15 protein-coding genes, 1 pseudogene and 1 riboswitch are annotated in these 20406 nt (G+C 44.7%); of the genes and pseudogenes, 8 read left to right on the top strand and 8 right to left on the bottom strand.

Annotated elements, in window-relative coordinates:
* Positions 1–416 precede the first annotated feature (416 nt).
* The 3 genes from MHH46_RS29455 to MHH46_RS29445 are packed head-to-tail and all read right to left on the bottom strand — an operon-like array spanning position 417 to position 1389.
* Complete coding sequence (locus MHH46_RS29455; protein ID WP_076123801.1) at positions 417–629, bottom strand: hypothetical protein; 213 nt, start codon at positions 627–629, stop codon at positions 417–419.
* Positions 630–657: 28 nt separating this feature from the next.
* Positions 658–879, bottom strand: a complete 222-nt coding sequence (locus tag MHH46_RS29450) for a hypothetical protein (protein WP_076123799.1) — start codon at positions 877–879, stop codon at positions 658–660.
* A 39-nt stretch (positions 880–918) separates the two neighbouring features.
* Positions 919–1389 carry a hypothetical protein gene (locus MHH46_RS29445; protein WP_076123797.1) on the bottom strand — a complete coding sequence of 157 codons (471 nt, stop codon included), beginning with the start codon at positions 1387–1389 and terminating at the stop codon, positions 919–921.
* A gap of 275 nt (positions 1390–1664) precedes the next feature.
* Between MHH46_RS29445 and MHH46_RS29440 the strand changes: the two genes are divergently transcribed.
* Both MHH46_RS29440 and MHH46_RS29435 read left to right on the top strand, forming a co-directional pair.
* On the top strand, positions 1665–2513 hold the full coding sequence (locus MHH46_RS29440) for a helix-turn-helix transcriptional regulator (RefSeq protein WP_076192469.1): 849 nt from the start codon (positions 1665–1667) through the stop codon (positions 2511–2513).
* A gap of 68 nt (positions 2514–2581) precedes the next feature.
* Positions 2582–3558, top strand: a pseudogene (locus MHH46_RS29435) (reverse transcriptase domain-containing protein); the annotation flags it as partial.
* A gap of 48 nt (positions 3559–3606) precedes the next feature.
* Here the strand turns inward: MHH46_RS29435 and gcvPB are convergent.
* The 3 genes from gcvPB to gcvT form a co-directional block, all read right to left on the bottom strand.
* Positions 3607–5067: an aminomethyl-transferring glycine dehydrogenase subunit GcvPB gene (gene gcvPB / locus MHH46_RS29430; RefSeq protein ID WP_076192472.1), complete on the bottom strand. Its 1461-nt coding sequence runs from the start codon at positions 5065–5067 to the stop codon at positions 3607–3609.
* Positions 5064–6416 carry an aminomethyl-transferring glycine dehydrogenase subunit GcvPA gene (gcvPA, locus tag MHH46_RS29425; RefSeq protein ID WP_076192474.1) on the bottom strand — a complete coding sequence of 451 codons (1353 nt, stop codon included), beginning with the start codon at positions 6414–6416 and terminating at the stop codon, positions 5064–5066. The genes gcvPB and gcvPA overlap by 4 nt, the downstream gene beginning before the upstream one ends.
* A gap of 106 nt (positions 6417–6522) precedes the next feature.
* Positions 6523–7635, bottom strand: coding sequence for a glycine cleavage system aminomethyltransferase GcvT (gene gcvT / locus MHH46_RS29420; protein ID WP_076192476.1), 1113 nt, complete (start codon positions 7633–7635; stop codon positions 6523–6525).
* Positions 7636–7821: 186 nt separating this feature from the next.
* Positions 7822–7920, bottom strand: a riboswitch (glycine riboswitch).
* A gap of 226 nt (positions 7921–8146) precedes the next feature.
* Between gcvT and gcvH the strand changes: the two genes are divergently transcribed.
* On the top strand, positions 8147–8539 hold the full coding sequence (gene gcvH / locus MHH46_RS29415) for a glycine cleavage system protein GcvH (RefSeq protein ID WP_036678614.1): 393 nt from the start codon (positions 8147–8149) through the stop codon (positions 8537–8539).
* Between the two features lie 428 nt (positions 8540–8967).
* Here the strand turns inward: gcvH and MHH46_RS29410 are convergent, their stop codons facing one another.
* Entirely contained in the window at positions 8968–9798 is an 831-nt protein-coding gene (locus MHH46_RS29410; RefSeq protein WP_076192478.1) for a flagellar motor protein MotB, read from the bottom strand.
* Entirely contained in the window at positions 9795–10577 is a 783-nt protein-coding gene (locus MHH46_RS29405) for a flagellar motor protein (RefSeq protein WP_076123782.1), read from the bottom strand. Before MHH46_RS29405 ends, MHH46_RS29410 begins: the two co-directional genes overlap by 4 nt.
* A 179-nt stretch (positions 10578–10756) precedes the next feature.
* On the opposite strand from MHH46_RS29405, the gene uvrB reads away from it, so the two are divergent.
* From uvrB to MHH46_RS29380, 5 genes are all read left to right on the top strand, one after another.
* On the top strand, positions 10757–12748 hold the full coding sequence (uvrB, locus tag MHH46_RS29400) for an excinuclease ABC subunit UvrB (RefSeq protein WP_036678623.1): 1992 nt from the start codon (positions 10757–10759) through the stop codon (positions 12746–12748).
* 547 nt (positions 12749–13295) lie between these two features.
* Positions 13296–16169, top strand: coding sequence for an excinuclease ABC subunit UvrA (gene uvrA / locus MHH46_RS29395; protein ID WP_076137311.1), 2874 nt, complete (start codon positions 13296–13298; stop codon positions 16167–16169).
* Positions 16170–17019: 850 nt separating this feature from the next.
* Entirely contained in the window at positions 17020–17229 is a 210-nt protein-coding gene (locus tag MHH46_RS29390) for a DUF2759 family protein (protein ID WP_036678627.1), read from the top strand.
* Positions 17230–17357: 128 nt separating this feature from the next.
* Positions 17358–18455: a S1C family serine protease gene (locus tag MHH46_RS29385; RefSeq protein WP_076192481.1), complete on the top strand. Its 1098-nt coding sequence runs from the start codon at positions 17358–17360 to the stop codon at positions 18453–18455.
* Positions 18456–18482: 27 nt separating this feature from the next.
* A complete protein-coding gene (locus tag MHH46_RS29380; protein WP_076192483.1) occupies positions 18483–20396 on the top strand; it encodes a stalk domain-containing protein in 1914 nt (637 codons plus the stop codon).
* The last annotated feature ends 10 nt before the right edge of the window (positions 20397–20406 follow it).

Below are 20406 nucleotides of genomic sequence, written 5' to 3'. Positions count from 1 at the left end.
TCCGATCAGGCCTAACGCCACTAATCCTACGCTTAATAAAATATCTCCAGATCTATTGTCACTTCGAATAATACCTTTTGAAGTTAACATATCTAATATGACTAAAGAAAAATAGATGAAAGCATAAATAAAAACTGCTATAAATGTCTTGTTTTTATTTTTCTTATATATATATATACCTGTTAGAAAAATTAAGAAATTCATTATAAACCATTGGGATGGGAGGATTATATTAGGTCTTACAATTAATAAGAATGATATTACTAGCCCTAAAGTAATGTCTATTCTAATTAGATACGATATTAATTTATCTATTTTCAAAAAAATCACTCGCAATCTATTTATGATTATTCTCTTCTTTTATAGAAGAAAAGATGGAGACATATCCATCTGAAGATGAATGTCTCCATCAAAATTTAGAATGAAGTACCCACTAAATATCCGGCAGCCACTGTACCACTTATGTAGACAACTGCGGCTGTGGCTGTTACTGGTGCGGCAGCAACAGCAGACATGATTGTAACCATACCTAACACTCCTGCACCTACCTTGGCCCAATCAACGCCACCATCAATATTGATACTATCTTCAAGTGTAAGTTCTGAAAAACTAGGGGCATATGAAAGCATTTAATTCCTCACTCCTTATAACAGATATTTAATGTTTTAGTCCGCTACCAGTAAGATATCCAGATACTATTGATCCACCCACTGCCATAATCGCAGTAGGAATCGTTACTGGTGCTGTGGTAACAGCGGCTACCACGGTTACCATTCCCAAGACTCCATAAGCAACATTATCCCAATTTATACCTCCGGAAATCTCCATCGTTTCAATGTTGGACAATGTTGAAAATTGACTGTTAAGACTCAGTTCCATTCTATTCACCTCCTTTCGAGATAGACGAGTTTTGACTAGTTAAAGAAGACTAGGATTGATGCCAATACAAATATCTATTTTTATATTTTCACTAGTACCTTCAGATAAGTTTATATTATATGCGGATGTTATTTGATGTAGATTGTTTTGAGAGATATATTTGACTAAAAATTCATAAGCAGAATTGATGCCATTCATTTTACCTTCATACATCAAGCAAATTGCATTTATTAACTTGAATTCTTGCTTATATATAAAAGGGGGATTTTTTTTAATTTCTCCTTTTACTGGTACCATAATCTCAAAATCCACCATCTCTATGCCATTATTTCGGGATACAGAATGAGTAGAAGTGATTAAAGGACCATTCTTTTGGAGGTTATAGTTGTTTAGTGAAAGGATAAATTCGTTTAGTTTATGATGTAAACAACTGGAAGGAATAGTGTTGCGATATGAGACTAAATTAAAATACTGGAATGTTTGTTTTTCATTAATTTTATACAATTCCACTGTGTTATCTCCTTAGAGGTTTCTTTTTTCTATGACTTAAGGCACATTGAATAGAAGAGAGTGTAAGGATAATTATTAATAATAAATGGGGCATCTAGCGGTTATTTAAGTTCTACAAATGTAATTATGGTCTTTATAACAAAGTTTGAAAATATCCCCCATTGGATATTTACTAATATGAATAAATATGTTAATAGTTGGTTGAATCTTCAATATTTAAATATATAATGGTATCATTTTACATTATAAATGATGGAAATCAGGAGGAGTTGGAATTGACAGTAACATACGATCAGACAAAACTTTGGTGTTCAGCTGAAGATCTAAAAAAGGAACAAATGGATTCTATCTCTTCATTGGGTAAAGTCAAAAGTTCAAAGGCCCCACAAAGAACGAGTGCGCACTCGTTTGAGGAGATTGGCCAGGAATCTATTTATCACGAGGCAATGATTCTTTCCCTACATAACGAGATGATTAAAATTAGTAAGTTTATATCGGTAGATTTTGCGGCTTTTCTAACAGATGATATGGGGGGAATTCTCGATCTGTATTTCTCTTCAGTACATATAAAAGAAGAATTTGATAAGGCAGGAATAAGAGTTGGGAAGAGTTTTGCCAAACAGGATTTCGGGCTAAATGGTGTTTCACTTTCTATGGAAATGAATTCTATTGGAGTAGTTAAAGGGAGCGAACATACGAATTCTATATTTTCTAATTGGAACTGTGTATGTTCTCCTCTCTACTCAGATGGTGTTATAAGAGGCTATGTAGATATTTCTTTCTACAAAGGACTGCAAATCGAATTTGCTATTCCATTTATGCAACAGATAGCTGAAAACGTTACCGAGAAATGGATGTGGAGTAACCCTGAGATGCAGTTACTTAGACTAGAGTTTAGTTTTGAACAATTCAACTTGACTGCCCGAGAAAAAGAGGTGGCTCAAATGTGGTTATGTGAAAAAAGTGCATTGTGTATTTCTAACGAGTTGGGAATTAGTGAAGGTACAGTTAGAAATGTAGTGAAGAGCATATATAACAAAATGAATGTAACTGACCGTTGGCAGTTCACTAAGAAACTTTCATTTAATCCCGTACATAATCCAGAACTTCTGTATGTAAAATAGCATTTTTTAATATGAGAAAAGGAGACCACGTGTTAAGTGGTCTCCTTTATTTAGTGCGCCCAGCCGATAGTTATGGATTTCGTCCGAAAAGACAAGGGCATGATGCGGTAAGGAAAGCCAGAGCATTCATGAAAGAGGGATATCGATTCGTAGTCGATCTAGACTTGGAGAAATTCTTTGATCGCGTCAACCATGACCGACTGATGATGAAGATTTCGGCTAAAGTGAAGGACAAGAAAGTTCTCCTGCTGATTCGTAAATATCCTCAGTCAGGTGTGATGGAGAACGGGCTAGTAAATACGACAACAGAAGGGACACCGCAAGGTGGTCCACTCAGTCCGTTGTTATCTAACATCGTTTTGGACGAGCTCGACAAGGAACTCGAGAAAAGTGGACACCGCTTCGTCCGTTATGCGGACGACTGTAACATCTATGTGAAAACACTAAGAGCAGGAGAGCGAGTGAAGGCATCCGTCACCAGATTCATTGAGACAAGACTAAAACTAAAGGTGAACCAAGCGAAGAGTGCGGTGGACCGCCCATGGAGACGGAAATTTCTTGGGTTTTGCTTTAGTAGCGATAAAGAGCCCAAGGTGAGGATAGCAAAACAGTCCTTGCAGAAAGCGAAGGCTCGAATTCGGGAGATAACGTCCCGGAAGAAAGCGATGCGAACGGAAGAGCGAATCCAGGAGCTCAATCGATACTTGATGGGATGGCACGGATATTTCTCGCTGGCGGATACGCCAAGTGCCTTTAAAGCGATGGATATGTGGATTCGAAGGAGATTGCGAATGTGTCTCTGGAAGCAATGGAAGAGCCCGAGAACCAAAGTCAAAAGGCTTATATCCTTAGGCGTGCCTAAGGATATAAGCCTTTTGAGTGGGGAAATACTCGGAAAGGGTATTGGCGAATTGCAGGGAGTCCAATTCTGCAACGTGCATTGAATAACCAATATTGGGAATCCAATGGATTAAAGAGTGTATTGGACAGATACAACTCCTTACGGAAAACCGCCGTATACCGAACGGTACGTACGGTGGTGTGAGAGGCCGGGGGCTCGCCGCCCCCTCCTACTCGATTTATTATTGAAATATTAACCGCAAGAACAATTCAAAACCGGCTTACGCGCAGCCTGTGTCTCATCCAAACGGCTAATCTCTGTGGTATGCGGTGCGTTGATTACGATTTCGGGTGTCTCCTGCGCTTCTTTAACGATCTGAATCATCGTATCGATGAAGCCGTCTAGCGTTTCTTTACTTTCGGTTTCCGTCGGCTCGATCATCATGCATTCCTCAACGGTCAGAGGGAAGTACACGGTTGGCGGGTGGTAGCCGAAGTCGAGTAATCGTTTAGCAACGTCTAAGGTGCGCACACCATACTGCTTGAGGTTTTTGCCGGACATTACGAATTCATGCTTACATACACCCGGATATGGGATTTCAAAATACGGCGCCAGACGGTGCATCATATAGTTCGCATTCAGCACGGCATTTTCGGATACCTCACGTAGTCCGTCTGGACCATAGGTGCGAATGTAGGCATAGGCACGAACCAGAATACCAAAGTTTCCGTAAAAAGCTTTCACGCGTCCAATGGATTCGTGTCCGCCGAAGTCGAGTGAGAAGCTGCTATCTTCATTCTTCACCACAGTAGGTTGAGGCAAGAATGGAATGAGGATAGATTTTACGCCGACTGGTCCGGCCCCAGGGCCGCCACCGCCATGTGGGGTACTCATCGTTTTGTGCAAGTTCAGATGCACAACGTCAAAGCCCATGTCGCCAGGTCGGGTAATGCCCATAATGGCATTGGAGTTGGCTCCATCGTAATAGAGTAGGCCGCCTGCTTCATGCACGATCTCAGCAATCTCGACGATTTGGGTTTCGAACAAGCCGAGTGTGCTTGGGTTAGTTAGCATTAGTGCGGCTGTGTCACTACCGACGGCTGCTTTCAGTGCTTCAAGATCGACCATTCCTTTATCTGTGGAAGGGATCGTGATCGTTTCAAGTCCTGCTGCTGAGGCACTAGCAGGATTGGTTCCGTGCGAGGAATCCGGCACGATAACCTTAGTACGCGTCTCGCCGCGACTTTCATGGTAGGCGCGGATCATCATGAGGCCGGTCCATTCACCATGAGCACCTGCGGCAGGCTGTAAGGATACAGCATCCATGCCCGTCAGCGCGGACAGATCATTTTGCAGGGTATACATTAATTCCAGTGCGCCTTGAATACTTTCTTCCGGTTGGTAGGGATGAATTTTGGCGAAGCCGGAGAAGCGGGCAACATCTTCGTTAATCTTCGGATTGTATTTCATCGTGCATGAACCGAGTGGATAGAAGCCATTGTCTACACCAAAGTTACGACGTGAAAGAGAAGTGTAGTGGCGAATGACATCCACTTCCGATACTTCTGGAAGTACGACGGGTTCGCTACGGAGTAAACCTGATGGAATCAGGGACTCCAAGGTTTCTTCCTGTGGTACATCGCATAGTGGCAAGGAGTAGGCCGAGCGGCCCGGACGGCTTAATTCAAAAATTAGACTTTGCTCCGGTTTCATAAACAGCCCTCCAGTGCGCTAGCGAATTGGTCGATTTCGGTTTTGCTTCTTTTTTCCGTTACGGCAACCAGCATATGTCCAGCAAGTTCAGGATAATCACGACCCAGATCATAACCGCCGAGATAACCGTCCTTCAGCAGCTTAGAATTAATAGCGGTCACGCTGCTGCCTTCAGGAAGCTTCACAACAAATTCGTTAAAGAATGGGGAGGAGAAGGCAAGTTCAGCACCTGTTAGTCCGCTAAGTTTATTAGCAGCGTAATGGCTTTTGCGAATATTTAGTTCGCCTACTTCACGCATGCCTTCTTTGCCCATAACGGACAAGTAGACGGATGCGCAGAGAGCCAGCAGTGCCTGATTGGAGCAGATATTCGATGTCGCTTTTTCACGACGAATATGCTGTTCACGCGCTTGAAGTGTAAGAACGAAGCCACGTTTACCATTACGGTCTACCGTTTGGCCAACGATCCGGCCTGGCATGCGGCGCATCAGGTGATCAGCTACGGCAAAGAATCCGCAAGTTGGACCCCCGAGAGAAGCTGGAATACCGAGTGGCTGAGCATCACCGACTACGATGTCGGCTCCAAGTTTGCCCGGAGCTTCAAGTACACCAAGAGCTATTGGGTTCGCGCTGACTACAAGAAGACCTTTAACCGCATGGATCAGCAGCTCAACCGAGCGAAGATCCTCAATGCTACCGAAGAAGTTAGGCGATTGCATCAGTACTGCGGCAGTATCACCATCGATAGCTTCAGCAAGCTTAGCTTGATCGGTAACACCGTCTTTATAGTCAATCTCCACCACCTCCAGACCCCAAGCATTAGCCGAAGTACGTAGCACTTGGCGAGCCTCAGGATGAACGGTACGGGAGACGATTAATTTTTTGCGTTTGGTAGCACCAGCCGCGAGAACCGCTGCTTCGGATAAAGCTGTAGCGCCATCATACATACTGGCATTGGCAACTTTCATACCGGTTAGTTCGCAAATGTAGGATTGGAATTCGAAGATCGCTTGCAGCTCACCTTGGCTGATCTCCGGTTGGTAAGGAGTGTAGGCAGTGTAGAATTCAGAACGGGAAATGACATGATTTATGACCACAGGGATGTGATGATCGTATAATCCGGCACCGAGGAAGCTGGCGTGAGAATCAAAGTCGGCATTTTGGTCAGCCAAACCTTTCATGTGGCGCAGCAGGGCGTATTCATCGAGTGGTTCAGACATCGGCATAGTGCCTTGGTAACGTACCGCTTCAGGAATATCGGAGAACAGCTCATCTATAGACTCAATCCCGACGGCCTCCATCATCTCTACGCGGTCCTGTTCTGTCATGGGCAGATAACGGTGCTTCATTAAGGTTTCACTCCTTGGCTTTTTTAAAATATAAGAAAGTACAATTTTCACGCTATACTTTATTCTTCTATTTCTCGCTTAAAAGCTCACCGTCCTTATATGGACGCTAAAGGCGTTTATACTTGTAAAAAGGGGCCTTAATCACTACAGCCTTAAGCTGCTTACCGCGTATCTCTACGTAAACCTCTGTGCCTATTTCACTGTAAGCAGCATCAATCAAAGCCAACCCCAGGTTACGTTTCAGCGTAGGGGACTGTGTTCCGGTTGTGACCTCACCAATCTTAACCCCATCTGCCCAAACAGGATAATGGGAGCGTGGAATGCCTCGATCAATCATTTCTAGGCCGACAAGGCGACGGGGAATCCCAGTTTCTTTTTGCTGTATTAGTGCATCGCGTCCGATAAAGTCTATTTTGTCCAGCTTCACGAAGAACTGTACTCCTGCTTCAAGCGGGGTGATGTCAGCGGATAGCTCCTGACCGTACAGTGGTAATTTTGCCTCAAAACGCAGGGTATCCCGTGCACCCAGTCCAGCAGGTGTTAATCCGTGGGGCGCGCCTGCTGCAAGCAGTCCGTTCCATAACGTTTCTGCACCTTCCAGCGGAGCGTAGATCTCGAAGCCATCTTCACCGGTATAACCCGTACGGGAGATAAGTACCTCTACACCGCAAACGGTAGCGCGTTCGATGAAATGGAAAGGCTTGAGTGCTGAAATAGGAGCATCAGTAACTTCCGCGAGAATGGTCTCTGCCAGAGGACCCTGCAAGGCGAGCAAAAGCGTCTCGTCAGAGACATTAGTGAGCGTGACTTCATCGAATTCAGAGGTCAAATGCTCTTGCAGCCACTGCAAGTCCTTGTCGATGTTGGAGGCATTAACGACGAGCATATAACGCCCTTCGCTTAGGCGATACACGAGTAGGTCGTCGACAACTCCGCCATTTGGATAACAGAGCAGTGTATATTGTGCCGCACCATCCGTGAGGCGGCTGACATCATTGGTTGTCATTTTTTGCAAAAAGGCTTCTGCACCGTTTCCAATCACCATGAATTCACCCATATGCGAGACATCGAACAGCCCAGCCTGCTGGCGAACGGCTTCGTGCTCTTTCACGATACCTGTAAACTGTACTGGCAGCTCCCAGCCACCGAAGTCAATGCACCTGGACTCCGCATAAGCGGAATAGAGATCATAAAAAGGTGTTCTTCTCAAAGCATCCATGTCGTCACTCCCCTTGATCTGATTACATACGAAAAAAGGACAGGCAGAAGCAATCATGCATAAATGCACAAATCGCTTTCTGCTCTGTCCTTTGTACCTGAGAGTTACCCTGCCGTAACTAGCTTGCAGGTTTCCCCGTTGGTGATCTGACGCATCTAGCCTTGCGTCTGATGCTCTCCAGAGATACGTCCGACAAAGGTCCTTTTGCCTGAGAGATTCACCCCTGTTAGGGCTTACTCCTTCGGCGCCGTCTTCAAGTGAGACAGTCTCTCCCTATGCCATCATCCGCAATTATATTTCTTCGAGAAACGGTTATTGTCTATAAAAAGACGACAACGTCATTTCTTCTTGTATGTCTCCATTAAACGGGTATAGTCGGGCGCTGTCAACAAGAAAACGTCGAAAAAATGACAAATTTAAATTTCCTGTTAGTAATATTGACATTGTGAGCCGGGATAACTTAGGCTATAACTAAATTTAGAACTCCAAATTGGAAATGAGGCGGCTTGAAATGAGTGAAGTATTAGACAACCTTCTTTACAGCGAAGAGCATGAATGGGCACAGCAAGTAGAAGGGCGAGTAGTACGTGTTGGGATTACGGACCATGCTCAGCATTTATTAGGCGACATCGTATTTGTTGAGTTTCCTGAGGTAGGATCGACCATTTCAGCCGGTGACAGCGTAGGCAGTATCGAATCCGTTAAGACGGTATCGGAGTTGTATTCGCCCGTCTCTGGGACGGTTACCAAGGTGAATGATGGATTAGAAGCTAGTCCGGAGCTTATCAATGATCAGCCGTATGGCGGGGGTTGGATTTTTGAGATTGAAGTTGATGGAGAGTATGCTGATGCTGTAAAAGGTCTGTTAGATGCAGCTGGTTATAGCGCGTTAGTTGCTGAATAATTGGAAATCGGGGACGGAAAATAGTCTGATCAAGTGTGATATTTTTAGCAGCAAGTTTCTGTGATTCGGGGACTTGCTGTTTGTGTTTCTTATGTGGATTGTGCGAGTATTCGTAAACCCAATCGAGTGGTTTGAGGGTCTAGTGGAGTATGGAATTAGGGAAAACCTCCCTCATTTTAGACGATTATAGCGTGAGAGTTAGGGTTTTAGGAAATTCCTCCCTAATCATCTCGGTAAAACCACTATTTCAGACTAAAAAGAGTAATAATCAGGGAGAAATTCCCTCATTCCGCGATTGGATACGATAATAGGTGAATAATCAGGGAGGTTTTCCCTAATTAAATTGGATGAAGCCCCTTGTAAGCTCAATGTGGTAATTGCAAAGGCCCCTGCCGCCGAACTTAGCTCTGAGCGCAAGCAACTATATTTTATTCCACCTCTTGAAGCTGTCGAAGTACAATGATCTCTACGCGTCGATTTTTCTGTTTGCCTGCTACCGTAGTATTATCTGCTGTTGGTCGGGTATCGGCATAACCTGCATATTGAAAAGTGTCCGGGTTCAGTCCTTCATTATCTAAGAAAAAGCGCAGCACAGAAAGCGCACGAGCACCCGATAGCTCCCAATTGTCGTTATAACGTGAAGCTGATGACACTGGTGTATTATCCGTATGTCCTTCAATGCTGATCGTTGCTCCGATATCTTTGAATAAGCCAGACAACTGCTGAAGAGCAGGAAGGGCTGGTGACTTCACATCTGCTTTACCCACATCAAAAAGAAAACGGTCGCTGAGCGTGATTTCTATGCCCTGCGGTTTGTCGGCTACAAATATTTGTTCACCGAGATTATTCTCCTCCACATAGTGGGTGATCACACCCATTAACTCAGCAAGCTTCGCCTCTTGTTCTCGAAAAGCCAACTCCCGTGCTGAAGGTGTTTCATTCTCCGTTTGTTCATCAGAACCGTCATTTGGTTTTGCAGTTGCGTTCGCATTCCCATCTGTACTCTCTGGTTTGTTGTCAGGGGTCTTTCCAGCATCTAAAATACCATCCCCGCCTTCAAGAACAGTGCTGTTCGACTTGAAAGTCTGGGATAAAGAGCCGGTCACGATATTATATTTGTCAGTGTCCAGGCTGCTCATCGCATACAATATAACGAAAAATATAAGTAAAAGTGTAATTAGATCAGCGTAAGTAATCATCCAACGATCACGGCTTTCTCGATTCTCTTCCCGCCGTTTGCGCCGGTCTCTTTGTCTCATATAAAACCTCTTGCTTCTGCACGGTCATCTGTGGTGGTGTCTGAAATGAAGGAGTTCAGTTTTTTACGCACCAGCAGCGGATGATCCCCGTTCTGTAGAGAAAGAATGCCTACTAGAAGCATCTCCATGCTATGCAGCTCACTTTGGCTGCGGGATTTGATTTTGGAAGCAATGGGTAAAAATATTAGATTAGCGATGGCTACTCCGTACAGTGTTGCAGTGAACGCTACTGCGATAGAGGTACCTAGATTTGATGGGTCCGTAAGGTTGCCCAGTACCCTAATGAGTCCCATAACTGTACCGATGATCCCCATCGTTGGAGCATATCCGCCAGCGGCTTCAAAAATCTTGGCGTAGCTTTCATGCTTCAATTCTTTCGCATCCATTTCCAATTCCAAAATCTGTCTTACCTGCTCAGGGTCAGTGCCATCGACGATAAGCAACAGTCCTTCGCGTGTAAAAGGATCAGGATGCAGTTCCGCTTGTTTTTCGAGCATTAAAACGCCGCCGCGGCGGGCCACTGTGGCCATTGCGATAAGCTCTTCTGCTTTCTCTTCATCACGTTCAGGATTGCGGCCAAAAGCCATGCGCAGAGCGGCGGGAATGGAGCGTAGCTTAGCTGCCGGGAAGCTGATCATTACGGCAGCAATCGTACCTCCAAATACAATCAAAGCTGCATTAAGCTGCAGCAGTCCGGAAAGGCTTCCGCCTTCCCAGAGGTAGCCGCCGATTAGCGCAGCCAGTCCGGCCACTAGGCCGATTATTGCGGTAATATCCATGCTTCAAGCTCCTAACATTTCTGTGTATTATGGTTTGCATCGATCTAAGCAACACTGTATAATGAACGGGAACACATATTCTTATCTTCCATATTTTTTACTGTCGTATGGAGAGAGAAGATTCAGACAACAATTATAATATATTAATCTAGTTTAGACGATAGAGGGGAGACGGGCAAATGAGTGATATTGTCGTCAGTACGAAGACTTTTGAATTGGAGTCCGAGTATACACCCCAGGGCGATCAGCCTCATGCCATAGATGAATTACTACAAGGCATCCGGCAGGGTAAGAAGCACCAGACGCTGCTGGGAGCGACAGGTACAGGGAAGACCTTTACTGTCGCGCAAGTTATTTCCAAATTAAATCGCCCCACGCTGGTTATTGCGCATAACAAGACACTGGCTGCCCAGCTGGCAAGTGAGTTTAAGGAGTTTTTCCCGAATAATTCGGTAGACTATTTCGTCAGCTACTACGACTATTACCAACCAGAGGCGTATATTCCCTCCTCCGATACTTATATTGAGAAAGATTCCAGTATTAACGAAGAGATTGATAAACTTCGCCACTCCGCGACAAGCTCCTTGTTCGAACGGCGTGACGTTATTATTGTAGCGAGTGTGTCTTGTATTTACGGTCTCGGTTCACCAATGGAATACGGAAGCTTGCTGTTGTCCTTGCGGGTTGGGATGGAGAAACCGCGCAATGAGATTCTGAGCAGACTGGTGGATATTCAATACCAGCGCAATGATATCAATTTTGTACGCGGAACATTCCGTGTACGTGGTGATGTGGTTGAGATCTTCCCGGCCTCTCAGGGTGAACATGCGATTCGTGTTGAATTGTTTGGGGATGAGATTGAGCGGATCACTGAAATAGATGTTTTAACGGGCGAATTGATCGGTGAACGCGATCATGTCGCCATTTTTCCGGCTTCTCACTTTGTTACCAAGGAAGAAACGATGCGTGTAGCAATAGTCAATATTGAACGGGAGCTAGAAGAGCGGCTGACCGTGCTTCGTGACGCAGGCAAGCTTCTGGAAGCGCAACGTTTGGAACAACGGACACGTTACGACATTGAAATGATGAAGGAAGTGGGTTTCTGTTCGGGGATCGAGAACTATTCCGGGCCACTAACCTTCAGGGAACCGGGAGCAACTCCATATACGTTAATGGATTATTTTCCTGATGATATGTTAATCGTCGTAGATGAATCCCATGTTACCCTTCCGCAAATTCGGGCGATGTATAACGGTGACCGGGCGCGTAAAACAGTGTTGGTAGAGCATGGTTTCCGTCTGCCTTCTGCACTGGATAACCGTCCGCTTCAGTTCGAAGAGTTCGAAGATAAAGTAAACCAGATCATTTACGTTTCCGCGACACCTGGACCTTATGAAATGGAACACTGCGAAACTATGGTGCAGCAGATTATCCGTCCGACTGGTCTATTGGATCCAATCATCGAGGTCCGTCCTACAGAAGGTCAGATTGATGATCTGATTAGCGAAATCCGTGACCGGGTTGAACGCGATGAACGTGTACTCGTTACCACTTTGACGAAGAAGATGTCGGAGGATCTGACAGACTACTTTAAGGAAATCGGGATTAAGGTTCGTTACATGCACTCTGACATCAAGACACTGGAACGGATGGCGATCTTGCGGGATCTTCGTCTCGGTACGTTCCATGTACTGGTAGGGATTAACCTCCTGAGAGAAGGTCTCGACTTACCGGAGGTATCTTTAGTTGCAATTCTCGATGCCGATAAAGAAGGGTTCCTTCGTTCCGAACGTTCACTAATTCAGACGATTGGCCGTGCGGCTCGTAACTCTGAGGGTCGTGTAATCATGTATGGTGATCGGATCACTGATTCGATGGAGAAGGCGATGAGCGAAACATCGCGCCGTCGCGCCATTCAGATTGCCCATAATGAGAAACATGGCATCACCCCAACCACTATTAATAAAAAAGTGCGTGACATCATCGAGGCAACGAAGGTTGCTGAGTCTAAAGCTGATTATCTCACAGGTGTTGGTGGCAAGATGAATAAGAAAGAAAAACAAAGTCTGATCCAGCGTCTGGAAGCTGAAATGAAGGACGCTGCCAAGAACCTGCAATTCGAACGCGCGGCAGAGCTACGCGACGCATTGCTGGAGCTTCGGGCTGAGTAATAAACTATTAATGCATCACCGATATTTAAAATAGGTATTGAACGGTGCTGTCCTAGACCGTTCTTTTTGAATCAATAGAGGGTCGCGTATCCCGCGATGTTTATGACACTTATGCGTATCCGCAGGGACAGCGCCCGAAATGCACTTGGCACTTATGCGTATCCCACAGGGACAGCACCATGCAATGAACTTGGACTTTTGCGTATCCCGCAGGGACAGCACCATGCAATGAACTTGGACTTTTGCGTATCCCGCAGGGACAGCACCATGCAACGTCTATGACAGTTGCTTGTACCTGCTTTTAGGTAGTGCGAGAATGTCCAAGCGGTCCCGCAGGGATAAGCGCTCCGAGCGTCGTAGTCACTAAGTTACCTCCCACCATACTCCTTCTCCAGAAAATGCGGGTGTCCAGAGGGTGCAACCCTTGGGGCCCTCCCTTGGAAGGGAGGGTTTGGGAGGGATCGAAAGGCTTTGAAAGGGCTTTGAAAAGGCTTTGAGAATATTTTGAAATAAAGTTGAAATAGTTTTTTTAAAAGGAGAGGTTCCGTTGGCGAACGAAAATATTGTAATTAAAGGCGCGAGGGCGCACAATCTCAAAAACATCGATGTGACGATTCCACGTGACCGTTTCGTCGTGCTGACGGGACTTAGCGGCTCAGGTAAATCATCGCTTGCATTTGATACGATTTATGCTGAAGGACAACGGCGTTATGTTGAATCTTTGTCGGCTTATGCACGTCAGTTTTTGGGACAAATGGAGAAACCAGATGTGGATTCGATTGATGGTTTGTCCCCGGCGATATCTATAGATCAGAAGACAACAAGCCGGAACCCACGCTCCACGGTAGGTACAGTTACGGAGATTTATGACTATTTGCGGCTGCTCTTTGCACGTATTGGTCATCCCCATTGCCCAGAGCATGGCATTGAGATTACCTCCCAGACCGTTGAACAGATGGTAGACCGGATTATGCAGTATCCAGAGAAAACTCGGTTACAGATCCTGGCGCCAATCATTTCAGGACGTAAAGGTGAGCATAAAGGGCTTTTCACAGATATCTCTAAGCAAGGCTTCGTACGTGTGCGTGTGGACGGGGAGCTAAGAGATCTGTCAGAGGATATTGAACTAGAAAAGAATAAAAAACATACAATAGAAGTTGTGGTAGACCGGATCGTTGTTAAAGACGATGTGGAGACCCGGCTGACGGATTCACTGGAGACGGCGCTTAAGCTTTCGGGCGGTAAAATCCTTGTTGATATCATCGGCCAGGAAGAGCTGCTTTTCAGCTCTAACTTTGCTTGTCCAATTTGTGGTTTTAGTATTGAAGAGTTGGCACCACGGATGTTCTCTTTCAACAGTCCGTTTGGAGCTTGTACAGAGTGCGATGGACTTGGCATGAAGATGGTGGTCGATCCAGACCTGCTTATTCCTGATGCTGAGAAATCCATTGAAGAAGGTGCTTTTTTAGCTTGGACTGGAAGTACTTCTAATTACTATCCGCAATTTCTGAAGTCGGTTTGTGAACACTTTAAAATTCCTCAGAACGTTCCGGTAAGCAGTCTGACACCTGATCATATGAATAAATTACTGAATGGTACAGGCAGTGAGAAGGTTCGCTTCCGTTATGAAAATGATTTCGGTCAAAAGAAAGATGCGATGGTTGCTTTTGAAGGGATTATACCTAACCTCGAGCGGCGTTACCGTGAAACTGCTTCGGATGGTATTCGTGAATTTATCGAAGGATTTATGAGTGCTAAGCCATGTCATGTATGTAAAGGTAAACGTCTGAAAAAAGAAATATTAGCTGTGACTATCAATGATCATAATATTTCTGATGTTACGGACCTTTCAATAGGAGACTGTCAGCATTGGTTTGAAGAGATAAAATTGAGCGAAAAAGAAACAGCCATCGCCAATCTCATTTTAAAAGAGATCTGCAATCGGCTTGGATTCCTTGTGAATGTAGGCTTGGATTATTTGACGCTTAGCCGTGCAGCGGGTTCGCTTTCCGGTGGTGAGGCGCAGCGTATTCGCTTGGCTACTCAGATCGGTTCAAGTCTCATGGGCGTATTGTACATTCTGGATGAGCCAAGTATTGGCTTGCATCAACGGGACAATGATCGCCTGATCTCTACGCTTGCGCATATGCGTGATTTAGGCAACACGCTGATTGTTGTAGAGCATGACGAAGATACGATGATGGCAGCGGATTATATTATTGATATTGGTCCGGGCGCAGGTATTCATGGTGGACAAGTTATGGCTCAAGGGACGCCAGAAGAGATTATGAAAGATCCGAATTCATTAACGGGTGAATATTTAAGCGGACGTAAATTTATTCCGGTTACCGCTAAACGCCGTCCTACCGATGATCGCTGGGTAGAAATACGTGGTGCTAAAGAGAATAACCTGAAAAATGTGAATGTGAAGATTCCATTAGGTGTATTTACAGCGGTGACAGGTGTATCGGGTTCTGGTAAATCCTCGCTTATCAACGAGATTCTTTACAAGAGTCTGGCACGGCAGTTGAATAAGGCTGTGAAGGTGCGTCCTGGTCAGCATAAAGAAATTCGTGGACTAGAAAATCTCGATAAAGTTATTGAAATCGATCAGTCGCCAATCGGGCGGACGCCGCGTTCCAACCCAGCAACCTATACAGGTGTATTCGATGACATCCGGGACCTGTTCTCCAAGACAAATGAGGCTAAGGTACGTGGTTTCCAAAAGGGGCGCTTCAGCTTTAACGTAAAAGGCGGACGTTGTGAAGCTTGCCGTGGAGACGGGATCATTAAGATTGAGATGCACTTCTTGCCGGATGTGTATGTCCCTTGCGAAGTATGTAAGGGCAAACGGTATAATCGGGAAACACTAGAAGTGAAATATAAAGGCAAAAACATTTCAGATGTGTTAGAGATGACGGTAGAGGACGCAACAGAGTTTTTTGTAAATATCCCGCGTATCCATCGTAAAATGCAAACATTGATGGATGTAGGACTTGGGTATATTAAGATTGGTCAACCGGGAACCACTTTATCCGGTGGTGAAGCACAGCGGGTAAAGTTGGCTTCTGAGCTCTACCGTCGCAGCACGGGTAAAACACTTTATATTTTGGATGAGCCTACAACAGGCCTGCATGTAGATGACATTGGTCGTCTGCTTGAGGTATTGCATCGTTTGGTGGATTCCGGAGAATCGGTTCTTGTTATTGAACATAATCTGGATGTAATCAAGACAGCGGATTATATCATCGATATGGGACCGGAAGGTGGTAGCGGCGGGGGTACCGTCCTGGCAACAGGGACACCGGAGAAGATCATTACAGTCACAGAGTCTTACACAGGTAAGTATCTGAAACCGGTTCTGATTCGTGATACAGAGCGGACCGAAGCGCTTATGCTTGAGACGGCGGAAACCCTCTAAATAAACAGTAAGTAATATAACCTATGTATAATAAGGCCTCGGTATCTTGCCGGGGCTTTTATTGTAGGTTGTAAGCAATAATTTTCACAGGGAAAATATCTAACAAATAACAACGAACAGCTAATCTCGTCCTCTAGAATGGAGTCAAGGCCATTTAAGGCGTTGTAGTTTATCCGGTGATTATACGAAAGACGGCTCATAGATATATGATGTGATATTTCTAGCAAAAGTTATACGAATTCTATAGAAAAAATGGATTTAATAATAGGCAAGGTAGGCATATGTAGGACATGTTCGTAGTAAGATTCAATGAGGAGTATTCTGTTGATAGGGTTAACGGGTAAGTGATTAACATTAGGGTCAAAAGTTCCTTGAAAACCGAATAATTAATCCTTCATATCACTCTATCAAATAACTGTTTATTAGATTAGGGAAAACCTCCCTGAAAATCACAAAATGAGCTGATAATCGGTCAATTTTAGGGAATATTTCCCTAATTCATTAAAACCCTAAATTTCGAGCCCAGAGTTCTAAGTTCTAAGTTCTGAATTCCAATTCCAATTCACTGCTCAATTTATTTCATCTCTAAAGCAGTTAATGGACTTTCTATTGTAACCTTCACGACGAAAGAGTTGACTGGGCTCACAGCACTTTTCACTATGTTGCACTCAATTGTCAGTGATCAATCTCATCAATATTACGGATTTTGCAGGGATAAAATATATTTTTTGCGACAAATACATAATTTTTCTACAAAACCTATTGCATCGCCCAAATGGTAGCGATAACATAGAAGGTGATATGGGGATTACTGGATCTTGCTTGACAACATTTTTGAGGAGGTAAGGTTATGCTGCTTGCAGAAGTTGCCGCGCAAGGACCGTCTAAATTTCATACCTTTGATGTGTTTATGATTTTATTTACCATCTTGATTTTGGTCGGGGTTGTTCGACTATTGAAAGCTCCCCAGAAGAACAAATTTGCCATTGGTTTTGGAGCCGTTAGCTTGCTGGTTTTTGTGATCTCTGACTATGCCATGGTGATGCATTGGTTAAGTTAATGAAAGAACTAAATTGAACAGCTTTGCACCAAAAGACTCCTTTAACGCCATGGGCGCATTGAAGGCGTCTTTTTTCAAATTATATAATGTTAAATTTATCCATTGGCAAAGAGAGGGTTTGGTGAGGAATGAGGAGTATTGGGGAGAAGCTGGTGAAGAAAGGATTGGGTCTATTACTGTGCGGCGTAGTGCTGTCGGGAGTATGGAGTCAGTCGGTGTTTGCTTTTGATAGTACTAGTAAGGTAGTTAGTAAAGCAGCGGCAGAAGATCCGATACCTGGAATTATTAAAAGTATCACTCCTTCTGTTGTGGGCATTATCGGTAAAGACGAGAGTGGCGGTAATAGTGGCCCGGATGATCGGTACAATCTGACGCATGGCTCCGGCATCATTGTGAAATCGAACGGATGGATTGTAACCAATGCTCATGTAATCAAGGATCTGCAAAATGCCATAGTGGTCACTTCGGACTCCAAAACCTACACCGTTAAAGAAACCTATCTGGATGAAGTTAGTGATCTGGCGCTGATCAAAATCAATGCCACCCATTTAAAGCCCGCCAAGTTTATTCCAGCGAGTGGCAAAACAGTGGTTGGGGAGAAGGTTATTGCTATCGGAACACCGATTAGCTTTTCTCTACGAAACTCAGCGACAGTAGGCGTTATAAGTGGTCTTAACCGTGAGGTAGATGCGGCGTATCGTCTTATCCAGAGTGACACTGCGATTAATCCCGGAAACAGCGGAGGGCCGCTTGTAAATATGAAGGGTGAGGTGCTGGGAATCAACAGCCTGAAATACTCAGCGGTGGGTGTGGAAAATATGGGGTTTTCGATTCCAGCGAATACTGTGCAGTATATTATGAACCAGCTTTTAAAATATGGTGAGGTACAGCATCCGAGTCTAGGGCTAGAGCTGGAGGCGAGCTGGTCTACGATTGTGGGATTGCCAACGCTGGACCCGCTGTCCGTCACTAAGGTGGTGTCTTCAGAAGCGCTCAAGTCAGGGGTTGCTGAAGGGGACGTCTTGTATAGCATCGATGGGCATCGTGTGGTCTCACTAGTTGATATTAATGAATTGTTCAAAAGCTACCTGCCGGGAGCAACTGTGCGGCTGGTTATGCAAAGCGATGGGGATATCGTCGTCCGTAAACTCGTGCTCACTCAAGGTGATCCGTTGTTAAGCGGAGATGATTATGAAACGGATGGGGACGAGCACGCGGATGAGTGATCAGCAAACAGGAGAGGGGGACAATAAATGGGCTTAAGAATTTTAAAGCAAGGATTTTGTGCGATGCTGGCCTTATTACTGCTATTTTCTATATTACCCATACAAACAGTATTAGCTTCACAAGGAGATAAGCTACAGCTGAGTCTAAAAGTTGGCAGTACTTCAGCTACGGTGAATGGTAAGAAGTTGGCTATCGAGCGGCCTTATACGGAGAATGGAACGGTTATGGTCCCGCTTGGGGTTTTTAAAAAGACGTTTGGCAGCACTGTTTCCTTAGAGCAGAACAATGTTGTAAAAGTAACCTATGGTGCTCATTCAGGGGTGATGACGATTGGGAGTGATATCGCTTGGAAGGATGGGATCAAAGTTAAACTGGGCTCAGCGCCCCGGATGGTTTCAGATGTGCTGATGGTACCGCTACGTTTTGTAGCTGATGTGTTAGGTGCGACCCTCTCTCAAGGGAGTGGGGGTGAGCTAATGGTTACCCTAGTTCCTATAGACAACGAAGAAGATACGCCAGAGGATACTGGGATTGACAGCGATGTTGGTAAGACTCAAATTGGAAACAGTTATTATCATTGGACACTGAATTATCCCTCTGGGCTGATTGCTGGAAATAGCGGTGGAGATGAAAGTGTGGCTACCTTTTCAAGTGCGGACAATCTATATTATGTGGAGATTCATGTAAGTGACCAGGCGGTTGCGGTGGATGCGGATGGGCTGCTGGAACAGCTGGTTCGGGAGGTCGAGGCAGGTGGGGAGTTGATATTGGATCGGGAGTCGTTCCCCAAAGCCGCGGTACCTTATGCTAGATTGATCAGTAAAGATTCCAGTGGAGCGCTCTGGGAAAGCAGACTGTTATATGCTGAAGGTCGACTCTACGAGATTTATTTGACGGATAACAAAGCAGTTAATTATAAGGATTTTGCTAAATATACAGGATTACTTAACTCTTTCCAGCCTTCTTTTGATACTAAAAGTAAAAAAATCCGTGATCTTTCTACGGTGAAAAGTGGATTGCGTGACGCGTACAATGAGGACTATGGGATTTCACTACAGGTTCCCGCAGATTGGAGTAAGGACGACCAGCATCTCTATTACGAGAGTAAGCAGGGAAGTCATCTGAGTGTGGCAGTTACCTCGGCACCTGCTGGTTCTACACTAGAGAGCTGGGCTGAAGATCTGAAAATGAAAACTAAAGAAAATTTTGTAGCGGATGCTTATATTCTGAAAGACAGCAACAAGTCGGAGATCTCGGGCGTATCCGCACAAATTAATGAGCTACAGCTAAATTACGGCAACGGTGTTACTACAGAATATCAAGCTCTCATACTCAAAAATGGGTATCGTTATTATTTTGAATATGTAACAGCTGCTGGGCAAGATGACGATAAGGCAAAATTCAAAGCCATCATATCCTCTATTGATATTGATTTTGCTCTGCTGAAGGAGAACTTCGGGCGACTCGCTAGTGATGATTATAAGACGCTCAAAAATAAGACACTAACCAAAGTATCCAAAACCTACGGTTATGCCATTGATATTCCAAGTTTATGGACACCTTATCAGGATATTTTTGAGACGCAGTCGATTGAATATCGGTTCAGCGGAGGACGTCTACAGATCAACTCAAAACCCGAGGGTTCAGTGGATTATACAGTTAATGTGCTCAAAGATGCTTATCAAAATAAAAATAATGATCCCAAAGGCCCTCGTATAGAAAGTGTAGTGGAGTCTACCATTGCGGATGTCCCTGCTACGATCATAACTGCACATCAAATCAAAAATGGCATCCCTCTTCGCAGTAAGCAGGTTGTGTTTGGTAAAAATGATGTGGTCTACACGATTACCGTTACGCTGAATGATGCCAATGCCACTGCAGAACAGCAGGCTCTGTTAGACAAGACACTACAATCGTTTCGGTTTACAAACAGTAAGTAGTTAAAAAAGT

The organism is Paenibacillus sp. FSL H8-0175, assembly GCF_045040615.1.
Classification (GTDB): domain Bacteria; phylum Bacillota; class Bacilli; order Paenibacillales; family Paenibacillaceae; genus Paenibacillus_AQ; species Paenibacillus_AQ odorifer.
Note: the sequence above shows the minus strand (reverse complement) of the source record. Positions and strands in the feature narration are given on the sequence as shown.